At 33.9% G+C, this 17,467-nt stretch carries 16 protein-coding genes, 1 other RNA gene and 3 pseudogenes; 7 read left to right on the top strand and 13 right to left on the bottom strand.

The window, feature by feature from the left end; genetic code table 11:
* Positions 1-714: 714 nt before the first annotated feature.
* Both lgt and smpB read right to left on the bottom strand, forming a co-directional pair.
* Positions 715-1,506: a prolipoprotein diacylglyceryl transferase gene (lgt, locus tag ABWU58_RS00780; protein ID WP_353283297.1), complete on the bottom strand. Its 792-nt coding sequence runs from the start codon at positions 1,504-1,506 to the stop codon at positions 715-717.
* A gap of 6 nt (positions 1,507-1,512) precedes the next feature.
* Complete coding sequence (gene smpB / locus ABWU58_RS00775; RefSeq protein ID WP_353283296.1) at positions 1,513-1,962, bottom strand: SsrA-binding protein SmpB; 450 nt, start codon at positions 1,960-1,962, stop codon at positions 1,513-1,515.
* A 98-nt stretch (positions 1,963-2,060) separates the two neighbouring features.
* Between smpB and ABWU58_RS00770 the strand changes: the two genes are divergently transcribed.
* Entirely contained in the window at positions 2,061-2,582 is a 522-nt protein-coding gene (locus ABWU58_RS00770) for a Na+/H+ antiporter subunit E (RefSeq protein ID WP_353283295.1), read from the top strand.
* Here the strand turns inward: ABWU58_RS00770 and ABWU58_RS00765 are convergent.
* Positions 2,575-2,991 (bottom strand): hypothetical protein, encoded by a 417-nt coding sequence (locus ABWU58_RS00765; RefSeq protein WP_353283294.1) that lies wholly within the window; start codon positions 2,989-2,991, stop codon positions 2,575-2,577. The genes ABWU58_RS00770 and ABWU58_RS00765 overlap by 8 nt on opposite strands.
* A gap of 430 nt (positions 2,992-3,421) precedes the next feature.
* On the opposite strand from ABWU58_RS00765, the gene purN reads away from it, so the two are divergent.
* A complete protein-coding gene (gene purN, locus ABWU58_RS00760) occupies positions 3,422-3,997 on the top strand; it encodes a phosphoribosylglycinamide formyltransferase (protein ID WP_353283678.1) in 576 nt (191 codons plus the stop codon).
* Here purN and ABWU58_RS00755 read toward each other — a convergent pair.
* Genes ABWU58_RS00755 through ribF form a run of 4 tightly spaced genes read right to left on the bottom strand, consistent with a single transcriptional unit; the run spans position 3,991 to position 8,072 of the window.
* Entirely contained in the window at positions 3,991-5,310 is a 1,320-nt protein-coding gene (locus ABWU58_RS00755) for a M16 family metallopeptidase (RefSeq protein ID WP_353283293.1), read from the bottom strand. The genes purN and ABWU58_RS00755 overlap by 7 nt on opposite strands.
* On the bottom strand, positions 5,297-6,637 hold the full coding sequence (locus ABWU58_RS00750; protein ID WP_353283292.1) for a M16 family metallopeptidase: 1,341 nt from the start codon (positions 6,635-6,637) through the stop codon (positions 5,297-5,299). The genes ABWU58_RS00755 and ABWU58_RS00750 overlap by 14 nt, the downstream gene beginning before the upstream one ends.
* A gap of 29 nt (positions 6,638-6,666) precedes the next feature.
* Positions 6,667-7,143, bottom strand: a complete 477-nt coding sequence (gene lspA, locus ABWU58_RS00745) for a signal peptidase II (RefSeq protein ID WP_353283291.1) — start codon at positions 7,141-7,143, stop codon at positions 6,667-6,669.
* On the bottom strand, positions 7,140-8,072 hold the full coding sequence (ribF, locus tag ABWU58_RS00740) for a riboflavin biosynthesis protein RibF (protein ID WP_353283290.1): 933 nt from the start codon (positions 8,070-8,072) through the stop codon (positions 7,140-7,142). The genes lspA and ribF overlap by 4 nt, the downstream gene beginning before the upstream one ends.
* Positions 8,073-8,140: 68 nt before the next feature.
* Here ribF and grxC point away from each other — a divergent pair, with 68 nt between their 5' ends.
* Together grxC and ABWU58_RS00730 are read left to right on the top strand one after the other, a co-directional pair.
* Positions 8,141-8,491: a glutaredoxin 3 gene (gene grxC, locus ABWU58_RS00735; protein ID WP_353283289.1), complete on the top strand. Its 351-nt coding sequence runs from the start codon at positions 8,141-8,143 to the stop codon at positions 8,489-8,491.
* 119 nt (positions 8,492-8,610) lie between these two features.
* The gene (locus ABWU58_RS00730) at positions 8,611-9,483 is read left to right on the top strand and encodes a hypothetical protein (protein WP_353283288.1); all 873 of its coding nucleotides are present in this window, start codon (positions 8,611-8,613) and stop codon (positions 9,481-9,483) included.
* An 895-nt stretch (positions 9,484-10,378) separates the two neighbouring features.
* On the opposite strand, the pseudogene ABWU58_RS00725 reads toward ABWU58_RS00730, so the two are convergent.
* From ABWU58_RS00725 to ssrS, 4 genes and pseudogenes are all read right to left on the bottom strand, one after another.
* A pseudogene (locus ABWU58_RS00725) lies at positions 10,379-11,557 on the bottom strand (IS4 family transposase).
* Between the two features lie 206 nt (positions 11,558-11,763).
* Positions 11,764-12,459: a DsbA family protein gene (locus tag ABWU58_RS00720; protein WP_353283287.1), complete on the bottom strand. Its 696-nt coding sequence runs from the start codon at positions 12,457-12,459 to the stop codon at positions 11,764-11,766.
* A gap of 53 nt (positions 12,460-12,512) precedes the next feature.
* Entirely contained in the window at positions 12,513-12,974 is a 462-nt protein-coding gene (locus ABWU58_RS00715; protein ID WP_353283286.1) for a type II toxin-antitoxin system RatA family toxin, read from the bottom strand.
* 20 nt (positions 12,975-12,994) lie between these two features.
* Positions 12,995-13,155: non-coding RNA, 6S RNA (gene ssrS, locus ABWU58_RS00710), on the bottom strand.
* Between the two features lie 117 nt (positions 13,156-13,272).
* Between ssrS and ABWU58_RS00705 the strand changes: the two genes are divergently transcribed.
* Together ABWU58_RS00705 and ABWU58_RS00700 are read left to right on the top strand one after the other, a co-directional pair.
* Positions 13,273-13,863: a phospholipid-binding protein MlaC gene (locus tag ABWU58_RS00705; RefSeq protein WP_353283285.1), complete on the top strand. Its 591-nt coding sequence runs from the start codon at positions 13,273-13,275 to the stop codon at positions 13,861-13,863.
* Positions 13,860-15,161, top strand: coding sequence for a bifunctional folylpolyglutamate synthase/dihydrofolate synthase (locus ABWU58_RS00700; RefSeq protein WP_353283284.1), 1,302 nt, complete (start codon positions 13,860-13,862; stop codon positions 15,159-15,161). Before ABWU58_RS00705 ends, ABWU58_RS00700 begins: the two co-directional genes overlap by 4 nt.
* On the opposite strand, the gene ABWU58_RS00695 is transcribed toward ABWU58_RS00700, so the two are convergent.
* Positions 15,146-15,796 carry a hypothetical protein gene (locus ABWU58_RS00695; RefSeq protein ID WP_353283283.1) on the bottom strand — a complete coding sequence of 217 codons (651 nt, stop codon included), beginning with the start codon at positions 15,794-15,796 and terminating at the stop codon, positions 15,146-15,148. The two genes, ABWU58_RS00700 and ABWU58_RS00695, sit on opposite strands and share 16 nt — an antisense overlap.
* On the opposite strand from ABWU58_RS00695, the pseudogene ABWU58_RS00690 reads away from it, so the two are divergent.
* Positions 15,787-16,530: pseudogene (locus ABWU58_RS00690) on the top strand (IS5 family transposase). The gene ABWU58_RS00695 and the pseudogene ABWU58_RS00690 sit on opposite strands and share 10 nt — an antisense overlap.
* A 416-nt stretch (positions 16,531-16,946) precedes the next feature.
* On the opposite strand, the pseudogene ABWU58_RS00685 reads toward ABWU58_RS00690, so the two are convergent.
* Positions 16,947-17,137, bottom strand: a pseudogene (locus ABWU58_RS00685) (transposase).
* Positions 17,138-17,467: the final 330 nt, after the last annotated feature.

Below are 17,467 nucleotides of genomic sequence, written 5' to 3'. Positions count from 1 at the left end.
CACGTAGCGGGATGACGAGGCTTATCATCATCCCGCCGCGAACCGTCATACCGCCGCGGTACCTCTAGATCCCGCTAACACGTAGCGGGATACTTAACCATCATCTACACCGTCATACCGCGATTCATTCGCGGTATCTCTTAGCCATAAATATTAAGAAATTTACCAAACAAAAAAAAGGCAAAAGAAGCCCTAGTCATTGTCTATTTTCAGTATTTGGCGTTTTTTAAGTCTTAAACACTGCAATTTAACTGCTTTTAAGTGCAACTAACCTTAGCTAAAATGTTTAAGAAATTTACTAAGCAGAAAAAAAGGCAAAAGAAACCCCGTGGTAATTAGTGTTCACTCTCTAATCCTGCAAATTGGCGTACTATACTGTCTTAAACGACTTATAAGCGCGTTTCAGCTTATGTAGGTAAAAACCTAGAAATTTTATAAAGACATACGGTGCACATAGTGCAAAAAATTAAAAATAAGACGCCAAATACAAAGTTCCCTTTGTCGTTTTAATCTGCAGATTGCGAAGATAAATAAATAGCTTCACTTCCATGATAAGGGGGCTGGCGAAGGGTGTCAAGGAATTTTTATGGCCTAGCGTCACACGCTGGAATGACACCGGATCTCACATTCATTCTACTGCAACGCAGAAAATTCGTACAATTGTGCATGATGTAGGGTTTCTGGCTACATTTTTCTATTAAACTCACCTTTCCTCTATGTAACAGATTTCGTATTAAATTTTAAATTTAATGCGCCTGGATATACAAGCATTCCCAGCAAAACCATAGGTATAGAAAGCAACTGCCCCATAGTTAAATCAAGCCACAAATAGCCAATTTGATAGTCTGGTTCGCGAAAAAACTCAACGAAAAAACGTGCTGTTCCATACCACATAACTGCAATACCAGTTAACGCACCGTGATACAGTCTTATTCTAGTCAAGCAAAACAGTGAATTTGCAACTGCAAAAAGTAGCAGTCCTTCAAAAAGTGCCTCATAAAGCTGGCTTGGATGACGCAGCAAATTATCACCACTCTCTGGAAATACCATACCCCATGGCATAGTTGTAACTCTGCCAAATAACTCTCCGTTTATAAAATTGCCTATGCGACCTAAAAATAAACCTATGGGAACTCCGCAAGAAACTAGGTCCAGTGCATAAAATATAGGAATGTTATGTCTTTTACACGAAATTATTACTGCAAGCAAAACTCCTATAGCACCACCATGAAATGACATTCCTCCTTCCCAGGTCTTCAATATCTCGATAGGGTTGCTTATATAAAGAACTGGATCATATATCAATACGTAGCCAAGTCTACCTCCAAGGATAATGCCTACAATAGTGGCTGTTAATAACGAGTCGTAAAAATTCTTAGTAAATATTTTTTGGTCGTCTAGCTTGTGTAAATACCAATATGCAAACACTATACCCAAAACGTAAGCTAAGGAATACCAATATATAGAAACAGGACCGATGCTGAAAATTACTGGATTTAAAGACATATTTTGCTATAAATTATTCTTAGACAATCTACTTTTTTCACGATCCCACTCTCTCTGTTTTATGGTTGCTCTCTTATCGTAGAGTTTTTTTCCTTTTACAATGGCAATTTTAGTTTTTGCCAATCCTTTATCATTAAAATAGATCGAAAGCGGCACAACAGTTATCCCAGCGGTTTTGATTTGACCAATTAGTTTGTTTATCTCTTTTTTATGTAAAAGCAGTTTACGTTCCCTTTTTGGTTTATGATTTTTTCGGTTTGCAGCTTTATATTCTGCAATATGCATATTGTGCAGCCATATTTCGCTATTCTTTTCGATAACGTAGGCGTCGGAAATATTTACTTTTCTTTCTCTTAGCGATTTAACTTCACTGCTTAATAAGACCATACCCGCTTCAAATTCTTCTAAGATGAAATATTCAAACCTTGCTTTCCTATTTTCTGCAATAACTTCCATATCTAAAGATATCTTTAAGCTTCAATATATTACAGAGTTTTTGACTTAATTCATAATATATCTTTCCTTAAAAAATCATTCAAGTTATACTGCAAACCATGAACCTTAGGCAAAAAATCAAGTTTTTTTCTCTATCATTTGTAATTTTATTTTCTCTATGGACTGTATTGTCTGGTTATTTTGAGCCATTTTTTATTTTTTGTGGAGTGTTTTCCTCTATATTCACATTATTTATCTTTAGAAGGTTGATAAACGCTGAAAGAGCTCTTAGCCAGATTTTAAATGGTACGAGTAGACTGTCGTTTTATAAGTTAGTAAGTTATATACCATGGTTAATGTACCAAATCATTTTATCAAGTATTTATGTAACAAAAAAGGTGCTACGACTCAAATCTAAGCTTGAGCCAATCATTATCCTAAGAAAATGCAAAGGGCATAATGATGAAAGCATTGCGTTATTTGCCAATTCGGTTACAATCACTCCTGGAACTTTAACTATCAATGTTGAAAGTAAGCAGAAAACATATTTCTCTACCATGTATCTGATAGATAAAGATCTTGAAAGCGGCATTTCTGAAATAGAAAATAAAATCTTAAAAATACTATGTTCAGTCAAGTAATTGCTTTAAATAAGTTAACAGCATCCTTATATTCCTTTACAAGACTTTCAAGCATCTCTTTTGGAAGGCTATTGTTAACAATAGAACATAAATAATTATATAAATCTTCTAACCTTAGTATGTTATTTCTCTTCTTGCTGTTGAATTTATACGGAAAAATACCTTCCATAACTTCAATAGTAGTAGCCTTGTTTAAAAATACATTTTCACTTGTCACGCTTATTCTTGCTAAAACAGTGTTAATTTCAGGTTCGTCATTTGTATAAAAATCTGATAGCTTAGTTATTCTAATAACGTATAAAGTTACTATTTTTGACAAGCAATTATCAGCATATTCACAATTTTTTATTACCTCCCACTGAGTAACCTGAGATTTACCTATTTTTGCATTGTTCGGTAATTTACTCATTCAACTTTCTCCATTTAATCCAGTAGATAGATTATACTAATACTTTGTTAAATAAATGATAACGCAATCATAAAAATATATATTCATAATGGCATGTTATGTAAAATAGTACGATATCCAAACATTAAAGTTGATTTAGGCTGGTTTATATTGGGCACCTCTTATTTCTGCATTACCTAAGCAAGCTAAGCTGTAAAATGACAGTTGGACATCAGCTCATAACAGGAGCACTCTGAAATATAGCTAACCCAAGAAAGGTTTCCCCACGTCATACCGCCGCGGTATCTCAACATAGATTCCGCTAACGAGTAGCGGAATGACGAATTTGTTGTTTTTCAAATCGTTGGTAAACCTAAGTCACTTTAGCTATAGATTTACTTTTTGAGTTATTTTGTTAACATTAATTATTACACCAAATCAATTGCACAAAATGAAAAAGGTGAAACTTGGGATACTAATTTCAGGCAGGGGATCAAATATGCAGGCCTTGATAGAGGCATGTCAAAATCGTAATTTTCCTGCAGAAGTTGTGTGCGCTATCACAAATAATAGCGAAGCTGCTGGCCTAAAAATAGCAGAACAAGCAGGAGTGCCAGCGTTTGTTGTTAGAGATAAACCACTTGATGCTGATAAAATTCACGAAATATTTGTTCAACATAAGGTTGATTTAATTTGCCTTGCAGGGTTTATGAGAATCCTGCAAGCTAATTTTCTCAGTAAATGGAATAACAAGGTGATAAATATTCATCCCTCTCTACTTCCATCTTTTAAAGGCCTAAACGCTCAAGAGCAAGCTCTAAAAGCAGGAGTAAAAATCGCAGGCTGTACTGTACATTACGTCACTCCTGAAATTGATGCTGGAGCCATAATTGCTCAAGTTGCTGTGCCAGTGTTACCAGCTGATGATATTCAAAGCCTCTCAGAACGCATTCTAGCTGAGGAGCATAAGTGTTATGTAGAAGCAGTAAGATCAATAGCAGAAAGTATTGACTGCAATAATTATTGACCTTGAGTGTTTTTTCCAACTTCAACAAAAAATAAATTTTCGGGTTCCAGTAAAGAACTTGCCAGTTCGTTTACTTTCTCTGATTTAACGTCATTAATGATATTCGCATAATTATTTATACGGTTAATATCGCGATCGTTTATCTGCATATCATCCAGCAGCATTGCTGTATTTGTGTTATTGGACAGGAAAAGGACAAAATTATTTACCATACCAATTTTTGCATCCTTGAACAACTGCTCATCAATTCCTTTCTTTTTTATTCTGCTCAATGTATCTTTTACCGCTGATATAGCTTTGCCAGCAGTAGAACTATCAGTACTAAGACTTACAATTATAAAGTTCCCATGTTTATTGGGAATAATGCTTGCATAAACACCATAAGTAATACCCAAGTTTTGCCTCAGTTCTTTCATTAATATTGAATTCAGCCCCATGCCACCAAGTGCATTAATCAAGACACTAGCGTTATAATAATTAGGATCTTCATAAGCTATACCTTTTTGAGCAAAAAGTATCACACTTTGTGGTATATCCATAAAAATATTCTTACTTTCTGCAGAACCAAAATCATTTTTCACAGGTATTTTTCTAACTTTTGATCTTTTTGACGGCAATTTAGATAAATATTTATCTAACAACGTAATAATTTCTTCTTTTTTTGCACAACCAGCAACACTGATAACTATGTTATCTTTAGCAAAATTACGCTTTATGTATGTTAAAACATCGTCCCTAGTAATGCTCATTATAGTGTCAAGAGTACCGTACACACTTTTTGAGTAAGGGTGTTTTTTAAACAATAACGTATTCAATTCTTCTCCAGCAATAAAAAAAGGATTTTTTTCAAGATTATTAAAATCAACTTTGGCTTTCTCGAAAACTCTATTCAACCCTTCAGAGTCAACTTTAGGACGTATTATAGCGTCGCTTAGTAACGAAATTGCATCCTCTAGATTCTCAGACAAAGTATTTAATGAAACCCTAAATGCTTCTAAACCAGCAATAAAATTTAAACTAATCCCTTTATCTTCAAGCTTTTTCGCAAAATCTCTGGCATCATTTTTTCCTGCCCCTTCTTGAATTATAAGAGAAGTAAACCAACCTAGTCCCTGTTTTTCCGAATTTTCATACACATAACCTGCATCTTTGAATGAGATATTTATCGAAACTTTTGGTAAGTCATAGTTTTCAACAAATAGAAACTTAAATCCTTTACGGGTAGTGACCTCCTCTATATTTAAGTTACCACTTGCTTGTAAATTAAAGCCTAGACAGAAAAAAAGTAGAAATACAAGTTTACTTATCTTCATTATTACCTCCTTTTGGTAGCAAACGACCGACTAATTTATTAGCAGAAAAAATAGCACGGATTTTATTATTTACATCCTCTAGATTGACATCATTGATTTTGCTATATGAAATATCTATTTCATCAAGTGGAATACCAAGTGCAAGGCGTGGCACATAAAACATTGCTATATGAGTTAAATCAGATAGATTATCAAACTGTGCTACTTTGTATCTATATTTCGAGCTTTGCAACTCTTCATTTGTTATTCCTTCAGAGGCAAAGTTATTAATAGCACTGTCTAATTCTCTTGCAACAGTATCCAAATTCACTCCGCTTTTTGGAGTTACCCGAATCTCAATGTAACCATTACTAAAAGCTAAACTGTTATAATAAGCAAATACTTCCACTGCTATATCCTTATCTAGAACTAAATCTTTATATAGTTTACTAGACTTGCCATTCCCCAAAATGTCAACCGCTAAATGAGCAGCAGAGGTTTCACTTGTGTGCTCAAATAAAGGAACACGATAGCGAAAGTATAAAACTGGCTCTTTTACTTCAGTGCTTTCCAAAGTTACTGATAAACCTGCATTATGTACTGGATCCTGATTTGGGTAATGTCTCATTACAGGCTTAGCTTTAATTTCGCCATATTTTTCTTCTGCTAATTTCACTACTTCATCAAGTTCCACATCACCCACAATCAGTAATATTGCATTGCCGGGGTGATAATAGTTATCATGAAACCTAGTTATGTCATCCTGATTGTAAGTTTTGATATCGCTCTCCCAGCCGATAATAGATCTGCCATAGCCAGTACGATAAAATGCACTTTCCATTTCCTCCCATAGTAAAACTTCAGGATTATTATCGAGTCTCATTTTTCTTTCTTCCAGCACAATGTTTTTTTCTCTATCTATTTTATCTTGAGTAACATTAAAATTGCCCATTCTGTCTGCTTCAACTTCCATTGCTAGTGGTAAGTCATTTTTGAGGACTAATTCGTAGTAACAGGTATATTCTTTAGTGGTAAACGCGTTAAATTGGGCCCCAATGCTACTCATAGTGGCTTCTATATCTGTGAACTTCCCTGTAGTTTCAAACATTAAATGTTCAAAGTAGTGAGCCAATCCTGCTTTGCCGATTGGATCATCCATTCCCCCAACTTTGTATATTACTGCATGTAAAACGGCTGGAATCCGATGATTAGGAACAACATAGATATCTAGTCCGTTACTGAGTTTAGCATGTTTTATGTCGTGCTCTATGCTTAAAGCCTTCAAAGAAATTGGGTAAGTAAAAAAAAGTGCAGGTAGTATAAGAAAACTAAAAAACTTATGAAGCATTATTTCGACCTAATATAAAAACAATTATTTTATTCCTCATTTTGTTTGGAAATAAACATATCGTATATATACCACTTATATAACAATGTAAACATTCCACAAACTATAGATAAATCCGCTAAATTAAAGGCTGGCCAGTACCAATTGCCAATATGAAAATATATGAAATCATATACAGCTCCCCAGTAGATCCTGTCAACTACGTTTCCGATTGCTCCACCAATCATCAGAGAAAAACCAAGGTAAGTTGACTGATCATCAGACTTGTATATCAAGTATGCAAGTATACCAATTATTAGTATTGAAACTGCTGACAAAAAGAAACTGCCATGTGGTAAAGCGCTACACATTCCAAAACTAATGCCTGAATTCCAAACTTCAACTAGCTTTATAAAGCTAGTGATCTCAATTGATTCTTCTTCATCAATCAATGAGTTTATGTACAATTTGCTCGTTTGGTCAATCAATACTATAATTAATATAACAATTAAGCATAACTTTTTCATAAATTTGCCTTTAACCTATAAACTTTAAGTATATCATAATTTATCTGTTTTGTTAACTCCTCAATACTATGGAATTTTTTTTCTGACCTTATGAATTTTAAAAGTTGTATATTGACTTTATGATTATATACGTCTTCATCAAAATCGAATATGTGCATTTCTATTATGGGCTTTTTCAGATCCTTAAATGTAGGTCTCATACCAATGTTGACTACTCCATATAACCAATTTGGGTTATTATAAGAAAACATCACTTTAGCATAATATGTACCAAATTTAGGCTTTATCATACAATCTTCTATGGGAATATTTATAGTTGGAAATCCTATTTCTCTACCTCTACACGCACCCTTTGTCACAACACCAGAAACTTGATAAGGTCTACCAAGTAATTTATTAGCAATGTCTATTTCACCTTTCTGTACATACTCTCTGATTGAAGAAGAAGAGCAAATTTTGCTGTCAATTATTAATGGCTCTAATTTAGTCAAAGAGTATCCATATGTTTCAGAATATTTCTCTAGAGTTAATATATCACCCAATCGTTTATGACCAAAAGTGCAATTTTCTCCGACAATTATGTGTTTAGCGCCATATTTATCTATTAAAATCTTACTGATAAAGTCATCGCAGCTAACCTCAGAAAAACCTCTACTAAAATTAACAATATACAAGTAATCTATACCATAGCTGCTGATTAGTTCCTTTTTTTGTTCTTGGTCTATTAACCTAAAATTGTTTCTACCAAATAAAACAGTTGATGGATGAGGCTCAAAAGTTAAAACTGCGGAGGGTAATCCTCTTTCTTGTGCTACCTTCTTTAGAGTAGAAATTGCAAATTCATGTCCTAAATGAATGCCATCGAAATTTCCGAAGGTTAGTGCTATGTTGTTTCCTCTCTCTTGCTCACAATTATAAATAATTTTCATACAATTTGATGTTTTTACATGTTTCTTATATATAATAACTATATTTTAGTAAGCTACGGAGATAAATTGTGAAAAATACTAAAGGAAAAGTTATAATATATGTAAAGCAGCACTGCCCATTCTGCAAAAAAGCAAAAGAGTTGCTGGATAAAAAAGGTGTGAAATATGAAGAAATCGATGTGCTCAAAAACTCAGATCTATTTAACGACATAAAATCAAAGTATAACGTTAGAACAGTTCCACAGATCTTTATCAACGATAAGCACATTGGGGGGTGTGACAAATTGATGGATCTTGAAAGAGAAGGAAAATTGGATGATATGCTAAATAATAATGACAGTCACATTGATGTCACAACTTACACAAGTAGCAATGACGAATATGAAGAAGGCGTTGTACTACACGATGATTTTATATAATTTTCATCTTGCTTTCATTGTCATGTAACGCACAAGTAAAAAGCTAGTATGCTCACCTTAAACAATTCTTAATGAATTAAAAATACAATTCATTTAGTGAGTTTTTTTAGTGGGAAAAAATGACAAAAAATATTTCAATTATTAGCAGAAACTTAATTAGTATCGAATTAGTTAACAAACAAGATTTAGAGAACTTCATCAAGATCTTCACAGTGCTTGATAAACATATAGCAGCTAAAACACTTTTTACAGAAGAAGTGAGAATAGAGTATAAACAGCACAACAATATAGAAGTTGTTGAATTACTAAAAGATACAGACTTTACATATCATGAGGTTGAAAATGTATTGAACCACCTGAGTAAACATGGAATGAAGGTGCCCAGCAGTGTTATAGCACACACCCTTTTTGCTGCATACAATCACGCACTTGAATCTAAGAATGTAGCATTTTCCTTTTCTGAAGGCTCTCCACAATTTAACATCAGAGTGAGTAAGAACACCTTCATAATAACTCCTATGAGTGAAGAGAATTTGGAATTGAATTCACAAAGTAGCAAGACATTGATAGAGTCGTTACAGAGCAAAAAAAATATTTATGATTGTATAGTAGAAGAAAATACCATTAAAGTTATAGTGCATTCTGAAATACATCAAGCTATAAATTTGATTATAAAATCACTGATAAAGTCTCGCCTTTTAGCAAAAGAGGAAGAAGGAAAATTCAAAGAGAAATTGAGACAACTTGCTTTTAAAGATCAAACTTTTGTTGAGTATTCCAGTATCAAAACCATCAGTAGGTATCCACATAATCATCCTCTGAGAAAGCATGAAAGTATTACTAAGGATATAGAAAATATTTTATGTGATTTCATAACAAATGAGAATAGCGAGTTTGCTATAGAGCGGTTAAATAGGCTGAGCTCAGCAGTTTCTCCGGATACTCCAAGAATCATCACTAAAACTATAGATAAACTTGTTAAATTTCATTAAGGTATACGAGAGCCAATAGACTTCTTGTATTACCTTCTGTCATCCAAGTAGCCAAGCTACTTGGTTCTTTTTTTGGGTTCCAGCACTATGTACATAGCTGTACAAACATTGTAGCCGTTATTCAAGTAGCCCACAGAAACGAAAAACTTGCTTGACAAACCTCGCCAGTCCCCTTATCATGAGACTGAAGCTATTTATTTATCTTCTCTGTACAGATTAAATGACAAAAAAACTCACGTATCTGGCGTCTCATGTTTAATTTTTTGCACTATGTGCACCTTATGTCTTTATAAAATTTCTACCTACATAAGCTGAAACGCGCTTATAAAGCGTTTAAAACATAAAAAAACGCCAACTTAAAAAATGGATAGTGAATAACTAGCTACCCTAGGGTTTCTTTTGCCTTTTTTTCTGTTTAGTAAATTTCTTAACGTTTATAATTTAGGTTAGTTGCATTTAAAAGTAGCTGAATCGCGGTTATTAAGTGTTTAGAATAAAAAAACGCCATACTTGAAAGTATAATGTAAGTAATTAGCCAACCACGGGGCTTCTTTTGCCTTTTTTTCACTTGGTAAATTTCTTAAATATTTATGGCTAAACGACAACCGTCATCCCTGTAAAGGTCAAGTAATTCGTCATTCCGCTATGTGTTAGCGGATGAGATACCGCGAATGAATCGCGGTATGACGGTTCGCGGTGGTATGACGATAAGCTCGTCATCCCGCTGCTTGTTAGCGGCTAAGATACCGCGAATGAATCGCGGTATGACGGTTCGTGGCGGCATGACAGTTCGCGGCAGCATGACGATAACCTCGTCATCCCGCTACGTGTTAGCGGGATCTAGAGATACCGTGACGAGGGAGAACAGTCAATGGCGTCAACTTAAGAGCCTCCATTAGCAAACTCTCCTAAAGACATGATGGCGTTTGGGCTTATCTACCTTATCGCGGCTATACAATCGTCCTGGTCGGATTTTGACTTTAGCGCGTATACTTAAAAAGGGCTTGAAAGTTTTTTGGCGCAATAAGTACCTGATAGAGTTTCTGCCTCATTACACCAAATAAAACTGAAAAATTTAAACGATACTCAGCAATTTGATCTGGATTCCAAGGCCCTTGTGCATCACACATATGAAGCGACAATATATTACACATGACTAAGTTTGCCCAAAATTCTTGTAATACAGCCTCTAAATTTACGCCAGAAAAATTCTCTAATTCTGCACCTATTTTGAGTCGTTTATAGCACTCCTCTATATGCCACCTTAACACATAAGCTTTGCTGATATCTTCCAAAGTCTCGGTCAAAAAGTGAAGTAATCAATACCTCTGTTTCCCCATTGGCTAGTAAGCACTATTACTCTTACTTTTTGGCTTTTCGTTTTATTTTCTAGCACAAAATCTAATTCACCAGATGAAATTCGTTCCCATAGCTTGCTATAATTTCTTTTTTGCAAGCGAAAAATAAAGTCTACTTTCAATTCATAATGCTGCTGAATGAATTTTAATGAAGACGGTCGTAGATAAATAATAATCTATCTTGATTTAATGAACGCATTTGAGTAACGACTTCAGGTTTCTGCTAACGTTTGCTCACCCACATTCCAAGCTGCAAGGCGAGCACTGCAAATCAGCGAAGTACATAAATCAACAAACAAATTGCTAATGGTGGCATTATACCTGTTGTTCCATTTGGTTTAAAACGGCCAAACTCGGATACAATTTCTTCAGAGCTCGGTAATCGAATACCAGAACCATCTGCTGCAATAAGCCTATAGCCTCTCCAAGTTCCATACTCAGGCTCATCTTGATAGGCTGTTTGGATGCTTAAATTCTTTAAAACCTGTATTTATATCTTGCTTTAGAAAAAGCTTGCTTTGAGGGTGGAACTTAATGGATCCATAAGCTCACATTCTATTCCTAAACTTTTCTTAATTAACTTTAAAATCATAGAAAATACTGTCGTAAAAGGAAGTTTTCTTGTTCGTGTGAAACTCAACACAATGGATTCTCTGAAAAGCTTTCGAGTATATTATATTTTTAATTTGTAGAATAAGATTTTTTCCTTTTTGCATGTTTCACCTAAAAAGGACACATTTTAGACTTCTTTGTTGAAATAAAACAGAAACAAAAGTGCTGTTTATTGCACTCTTTGGATAATTTAATGATAAAAAATTTAGAGAGAAATTTTATACACTATCGCTGATATTTTCCCTTAAGTTGACGCCATTGGCTGAACGGATACCAGCATAGAGTCTTTTATATGGTAAGCTACAGTGGTTTACTTCATTATAGCTTTTCCATATAATTCATCTATTACGTTAGTGAAGTATTTCAGCTCTTTATACCCTTCATGTTTAACTTTATTATGCTCTATATATGACTTACCATCGTTAAGCTTGATGAAAAATATTGGAGTGGCTGTGATACCAAGTTTATTAATTGCCAGTGATTTATCATTTACGATTTTATCCATAATTTTCTTATCATTAATGCATTGGTTAAATGCATCTTGCTTTAAGTTGCTTAGTGCAGCAATTCTTTGTAGTAAAGTCAAATCACTTAAATTGTAGTAATTCCATGAATCTATTGAGTTAAAAACAGCTTTGTTAAAATTAAAGTAGTCTTCTTGTTTTTCGTAGCAATGACTTAGCATTGCAGCCTTTAGCCCTCTGTAATCCAAAGGAAAATGACGAAATATATATAACATCTTACCTGTGTCTATATATTTCTCTTTAATTTTAGGAAAAACATTCCTATGAAAAAGAGAGCAGTGATAGCAAGTTAATGAAGCATATTCTATCATTAGAATTGGTGCTTTTGGATCTCCTAATAATTTATCATCAGGTAATAGTGATAGTAACTCCTTTGATGTTATTTCATTAGTTTCTTTTTGAATATGTTGGTTACTGGATTTAACAACTGCATAAGAATTAACACTCATAAGAATTAGTAAAAACAATAGTCTAAAAATCATTACAATACAAACACTTAACTTACTAAAAAAATTACATATTTATATTAATAATGTCAAGATAACTTTTGTTTAGCAAGGCTTTCAGCCCTATCTTTAAATGCAGCAATTATTTTACTCTGTGTATATTTATATACTGAGTTTAATAAAGTGGAAAATGAGTTGGACTTAAACTTAAACTCTATATAAAACTTTACCATAGTTTTATTTTCATCTATGGGAATGAATTGCCATTCATTGTATAGATGTTTAAATATTCCATTTGATGATACAGCTTTTATCCAACCTTCATTTGTTCCACTTGGAGAAAGAGAAGTAACTTCTGATGTATATCTACCTTTAATTCCATGAAAAGCTGCGAGGAGATCCACAACCATTTGGTTGTTAATTCTTTCTTTTATATAAACGGCTTTGCACCAAGGAACAAAATCAGGATACCTTTCAACATCAATTACAATTTGGAATGCTTCATTAGGCGAACATAGGAAGGTACCTTGTTCTCTGTATTGATGAAGCATAAATGGTTAAACCAATCAAAATAGGATCCGTATCTACCGTCAGCCTTAGTAGATTCCTGAGACTAAAGTTAAGGTGGGCATCGCGTACTAATTTCAACGAAATTAATAGAGGCAATTCCCTTGACTAGAAATTATCGCTCGGGAAATTTAACTTAACTCATAACGCATAGCACAGACCCCTACTTGAATTATAGACGATTTACACAAGGCATGTCTATAGGTATATTAAAGTCAGCGATTATTATTTAATCTTTATTAAACTTTGCATTCTAAGTACCATAGTTAATAAATATATCTTATGAACATTACTAAAGTTTTAATCATTATTGTTTTTATTGTAATTTCTTCAAGAGCTTACACTAGTTGTACAGATCACAAAATTTTTGTGCATACTATGAAGCAACAAGTAGACAGCATGTCTACAAAAGGAAATAGAAAAAACCTAGAGCATGTACACGAAAAGCTTCAGGAGGTCATTCAGAATAATGTTAACCTCAAAGAAATATCTCGATTTGTCATGGGAAAATATTGGGCTTTGACTACCCAGAAGGAAAGGGAAGATTTCTTAAGAGAGTATGAAGTGTATCTTACACGTTTGTGCGTTAAAATTTTATCTAAATACATGAGTAATAGTGAAATGATCATAATGAGTACAAAAGCAGTTGACGATGAAACTTGCTTAATTGGTACAAGATTTTCTTACGGTGATGAAGAATTTACAAATATTGATTTTAAAGTTACTAAAAATAACAGTTCTTTCTTGATAAGTGATGTTGTAATGAGTGGAATAAGTATTGCTATTAATCAACGTTCTCAATTTAGTGAAAAAATCGACACGCATGGCATAGCAAGCGTTATAGCTGAATTAAAATGCAATAACAATCCATGATATATATGCCTCATTGGCCTAAACCACTTGGTAGTAGACCAAAGGATTTTTCTCTTGATCGCATAAAAAGCTTTCTAAATAAATTGGGTAATCCTGAGAAAAAAATGCCGCCCATAATTCATATAGCTGGAACTAATGGGAAAGGTTCAACACTAGCATTTATAAGACATATAATGCAAGCAGCAGGGTATAAGGTACACGCATACACTTCCCCACATTTAGTGAATTTTAATGAAAGAATAGTTATTGCAGGCAGTTATATCGATGATAATGAATTATATAGCTTGTTAGAAGAATGCCGTGCCGTAATTGCAGAACAGCCTATCACTCTGTTTGAAGCTGCAACGATCGCAGCTTTTTTAGCTTTTTCTCGTCATAAAGCCGATATAACTTTAGTTGAAGTGGGTATGGGTGGAAGGCTTGATACAACAAATGTTATAGATAGTCCGATTTTAACAATCATTACTTCCATTGCCCTTGATCATACAGAATATCTTGGCCCTACTGTAGAAACCATAGCAGGTGAAAAGGCTGGAATAATGAAACCTAATATTCCTTGCGTAATAGCACCACAAGAAAAGTCTGTGATGAGTACACTAGAATTCCATGCAATAAATAAGAAATCTCCTCTATATAGAGGAGGTCTTGAATGGAATTGCAAAAAAAAGAACAACAAAATGGGTTTCCAATCAGCTATTCAATCAATAGAATTTCCTTTGCCATCTCTGAAGGGTGAACACCAAATAATCAATGCAGGAAACGCCATTGCAGCATGTAGCATTTTGAGTGGAAAGTATGAATTTGACATTGGAGAAGAGGATATCACTTCAGGTTTACAGCATACCTATTGGCCTGCACGACTGGAGCGTATAAAAGAGGGCAATTTAATTTCTTTATTACCAAAAGATTGGCAATTATTTTTAGATGGTGCGCACAATAATGATGGTGCTAGAGTGCTATCTCAGTGGGTAAGAGATAACTTTGCTGAAGGTATCTATATAATTTTTGGTGTTACTCGTAACAGAAATGTAGAAGAGTTCTTAGAACACTTAAAACCATATATCAAACTACTATGTGCGGTTTGTGTTAAGTCTGAACCTAAAGCAACAAATACAAATTTGATTAGGGAAAAAGCCAATAACATAGAAATAAAAGCAGTTGAATGTGAATCAATTGGCGATGCAATATCAAATCACATATTAAAAGCCTCTATCCAAAACGTCAAAACCATACTGATCTGTGGCTCGTTATTTCTAGCCAGAGATTTGAGTATGGAGAATAATCAACCCACTCCATGAGCTGAGGCGTTAAAAGCACCATCAGAATCTACAGTACTGCTTGGCAATTTTCCATCAACTTCTACAAGTGGACCATCACCTTTAAATTGCTCCTCAATTGAATTTATAGTTGTCTTTTTGAGAATACAATTACTTGCAGCATTGAAAACAGGTGAAGTAACAATTAAAAGCGTGAATGGTAATGAAAGTAATAAGCCGGATAACACCATAGAGTTAGTTATACCAAAGCCGTTGGCAACTAAATCTAATCCCACACCGAAAAACATTAAAGATGTACAGATTATGTTGCTCAAAATAAATGAATTTTTTAGCCACTTTAATTTAGTCCTATCACTCTTTGAAAAATTTTCGCATCCTTGGTCAAAGTTAAACAACAATAAAATATTAGTCTGATTATTAAACTCTTTTCCATTTCTAGTATAAATGCTCTTAATAGCTGAACTCAAAATAAATTCTGCTAACAAGGGAGCAAAAAAACCTACTGCTATTGGTACATTACAAGAAATACCATTAATTATCAAAAATGCAATTGATGTGAAGAATACTAAAAGACTTCCTAAGAACCTGTCTTGAAAAGAAATGAGAAAGAGAATATGATGAGATAAGTAAAAAATAGTAGGTAAAAATGTATCCAAGTGATATAAGTGACAAAGAATGGGAAATTTTGGAGCCAAGTGTTGCACAAGGTGCAGTAGGACGGCCAAGAAAACACAATATTAGAACAATTATTAATGCAATAAGATACATAATGAAAGGTGGTTGCCAGTGGAGAATGCTGCCAAAAGATTTTCCGCCATGGAAAACGGTGTATGATTATTTTCTCAGGTGGCGTAATAGTGGCAAATTGGAAGAAATACACGATATGTTAGTAAAAAAGGTAAGAAAAATGGTTGGCAAAAATGAAATACCTTCGGTAGGAATAATTAATCAGTGAAAACCACTCAAAAAGGGGATCCAGAGGATATGATGCTGGCAAGAAAATAAAGGGTAGAAAACGCCACATCATTGTGGATACAATAGGCCTAATTATTACAGCTGATGTTCATAGTGCAGGCATTCAAGATCGTGATGGTGCTCTAAATCTTTTTACTCAAGCTAAACGAAAAGCTCCAACGCTACAAAGGTTTTTTGCTGATCAGGGATATATTGGTAAATTGCAAAATTACTGTTTATTGAAAACAGGATACGATTACTAAAAAAGCAGCTGATGCTGTAGGATTTCAAGTTATTCCTAAACGGTGGATTGTTGAAAGAACTTTTGCTTGGCTTTCCAATTTTAGACGTATGAGCAAGGATTATTCCTCTTACTTCAAAAACTAATATCTCCTTTAATATGATTACTATTATGCTTGCTAAATTAGCTGCTTAGCTCCTTTCAAGACAGGTTCTCAAGATTAAAGCAAATATTCGGATTTAGTTTTAGGAATAAATCTGAGATAAATCGAGAAAAAGAACTAAATGCTATTTGCTCAATAAATTCACTGATATTGGTATGGCTAAATTTGAGATAGTTACATGAATTTACCATAAATCACCATCTCATAAAGTGCGATGCAACAAGGCCCACTGGGATCCATCTTTTTTTTATCATGAACATTATATGCTCCTAGAATCTATTACCCATTGCATAATTTACAAATATTTTTACACCTAGATCCCAGATACTGTCTCTCATGTCAAACAATTAATTTACAATTAAATGGCTGATTGTTTTTAAGAATACCAAAAAAGACATGCATCAGTTTTCTCATCAAGGCTAAAACTACGACTTTTGGACACTTTCCTTTACTCGTTAAACGCTGACAAAATTTTTGAAAATGATGATTGTACTACTATAGCTGGCATATAAAAAGCTTTTCGAATACGCTCAGATCCTATTTTACATATTCGGCTTCTTCTACTTATTGACGATCCAGATTGATGATGTTCTGGCGGCAAAAGCTGTTAGCATGACTAAAATTATCAACTGACGGCATTTCTGCGATAACAGCAACAGCAGTAAGATATCCTATGCCTTTTACAGTTTTGAGGTTTTCTATCATATTTTTTAGGTATGGATAGTGATTAATATGCTCATCAATTTCTTTTTCCAGGATAGCAATTTGTACATCTATTGTTGAAATTACTTCGGATCTAGCGTTTTTGCAGCTGGAGTGCATATTTTTATTTTCCAAACGGTTCATCTGTTGCAACTTATCGTCTTTAAGTGATTGCATGCAACGATAAAGCTCTCTTAAATGCCTAACTTCAGGGAAAATAGGTTTCCAAAGAGCAGGTTTATTAGCGATACAAAATCTATAGCTGCA

It is taken from the genome of Wolbachia endosymbiont (group A) of Pogonocherus hispidulus (genome assembly GCF_964028195.1).
Lineage (GTDB): Bacteria > Pseudomonadota > Alphaproteobacteria > Rickettsiales > Anaplasmataceae > Wolbachia.
Note: the sequence above shows the minus strand (reverse complement) of the source record. Positions and strands in the feature narration are given on the sequence as shown.

Excerpts from the sequence above, each read along its gene's own strand:
- lgt (WP_353283297.1), bottom strand. The coding sequence starts at position 1,506 with ATGTCTTTAAATCCAGTAATTTTCAGCATCGGTCCTGTTTCTATATAT.
- smpB (WP_353283296.1), bottom strand. The coding sequence starts at position 1,962 with ATGGAAGTTATTGCAGAAAATAGGAAAGCAAGGTTTGAATATTTCATC.
- ABWU58_RS00770 (WP_353283295.1), top strand. The coding sequence starts at position 2,061 with ATGAACCTTAGGCAAAAAATCAAGTTTTTTTCTCTATCATTTGTAATT.
- ABWU58_RS00765 (WP_353283294.1), bottom strand. The coding sequence starts at position 2,991 with ATGAGTAAATTACCGAACAATGCAAAAATAGGTAAATCTCAGGTTACT.
- purN (WP_353283678.1), top strand. The coding sequence starts at position 3,422 with ATGAAAAAGGTGAAACTTGGGATACTAATTTCAGGCAGGGGATCAAAT.
- ABWU58_RS00755 (WP_353283293.1), bottom strand. The coding sequence starts at position 5,310 with ATGAAGATAAGTAAACTTGTATTTCTACTTTTTTTCTGTCTAGGCTTT.
- ABWU58_RS00750 (WP_353283292.1), bottom strand. The coding sequence starts at position 6,637 with ATGCTTCATAAGTTTTTTAGTTTTCTTATACTACCTGCACTTTTTTTT.
- lspA (WP_353283291.1), bottom strand. The coding sequence starts at position 7,143 with ATGAAAAAGTTATGCTTAATTGTTATATTAATTATAGTATTGATTGAC.
- ribF (WP_353283290.1), bottom strand. The coding sequence starts at position 8,072 with ATGAAAATTATTTATAATTGTGAGCAAGAGAGAGGAAACAACATAGCA.
- ABWU58_RS00730 (WP_353283288.1), top strand. The coding sequence starts at position 8,611 with ATGACAAAAAATATTTCAATTATTAGCAGAAACTTAATTAGTATCGAA.
- ABWU58_RS00720 (WP_353283287.1), bottom strand. The coding sequence starts at position 12,459 with ATGATTTTTAGACTATTGTTTTTACTAATTCTTATGAGTGTTAATTCT.
- ABWU58_RS00715 (WP_353283286.1), bottom strand. The coding sequence starts at position 12,974 with ATGCTTCATCAATACAGAGAACAAGGTACCTTCCTATGTTCGCCTAAT.
- ABWU58_RS00705 (WP_353283285.1), top strand. The coding sequence starts at position 13,273 with ATGAACATTACTAAAGTTTTAATCATTATTGTTTTTATTGTAATTTCT.
- ABWU58_RS00700 (WP_353283284.1), top strand. The coding sequence starts at position 13,860 with ATGATATATATGCCTCATTGGCCTAAACCACTTGGTAGTAGACCAAAG.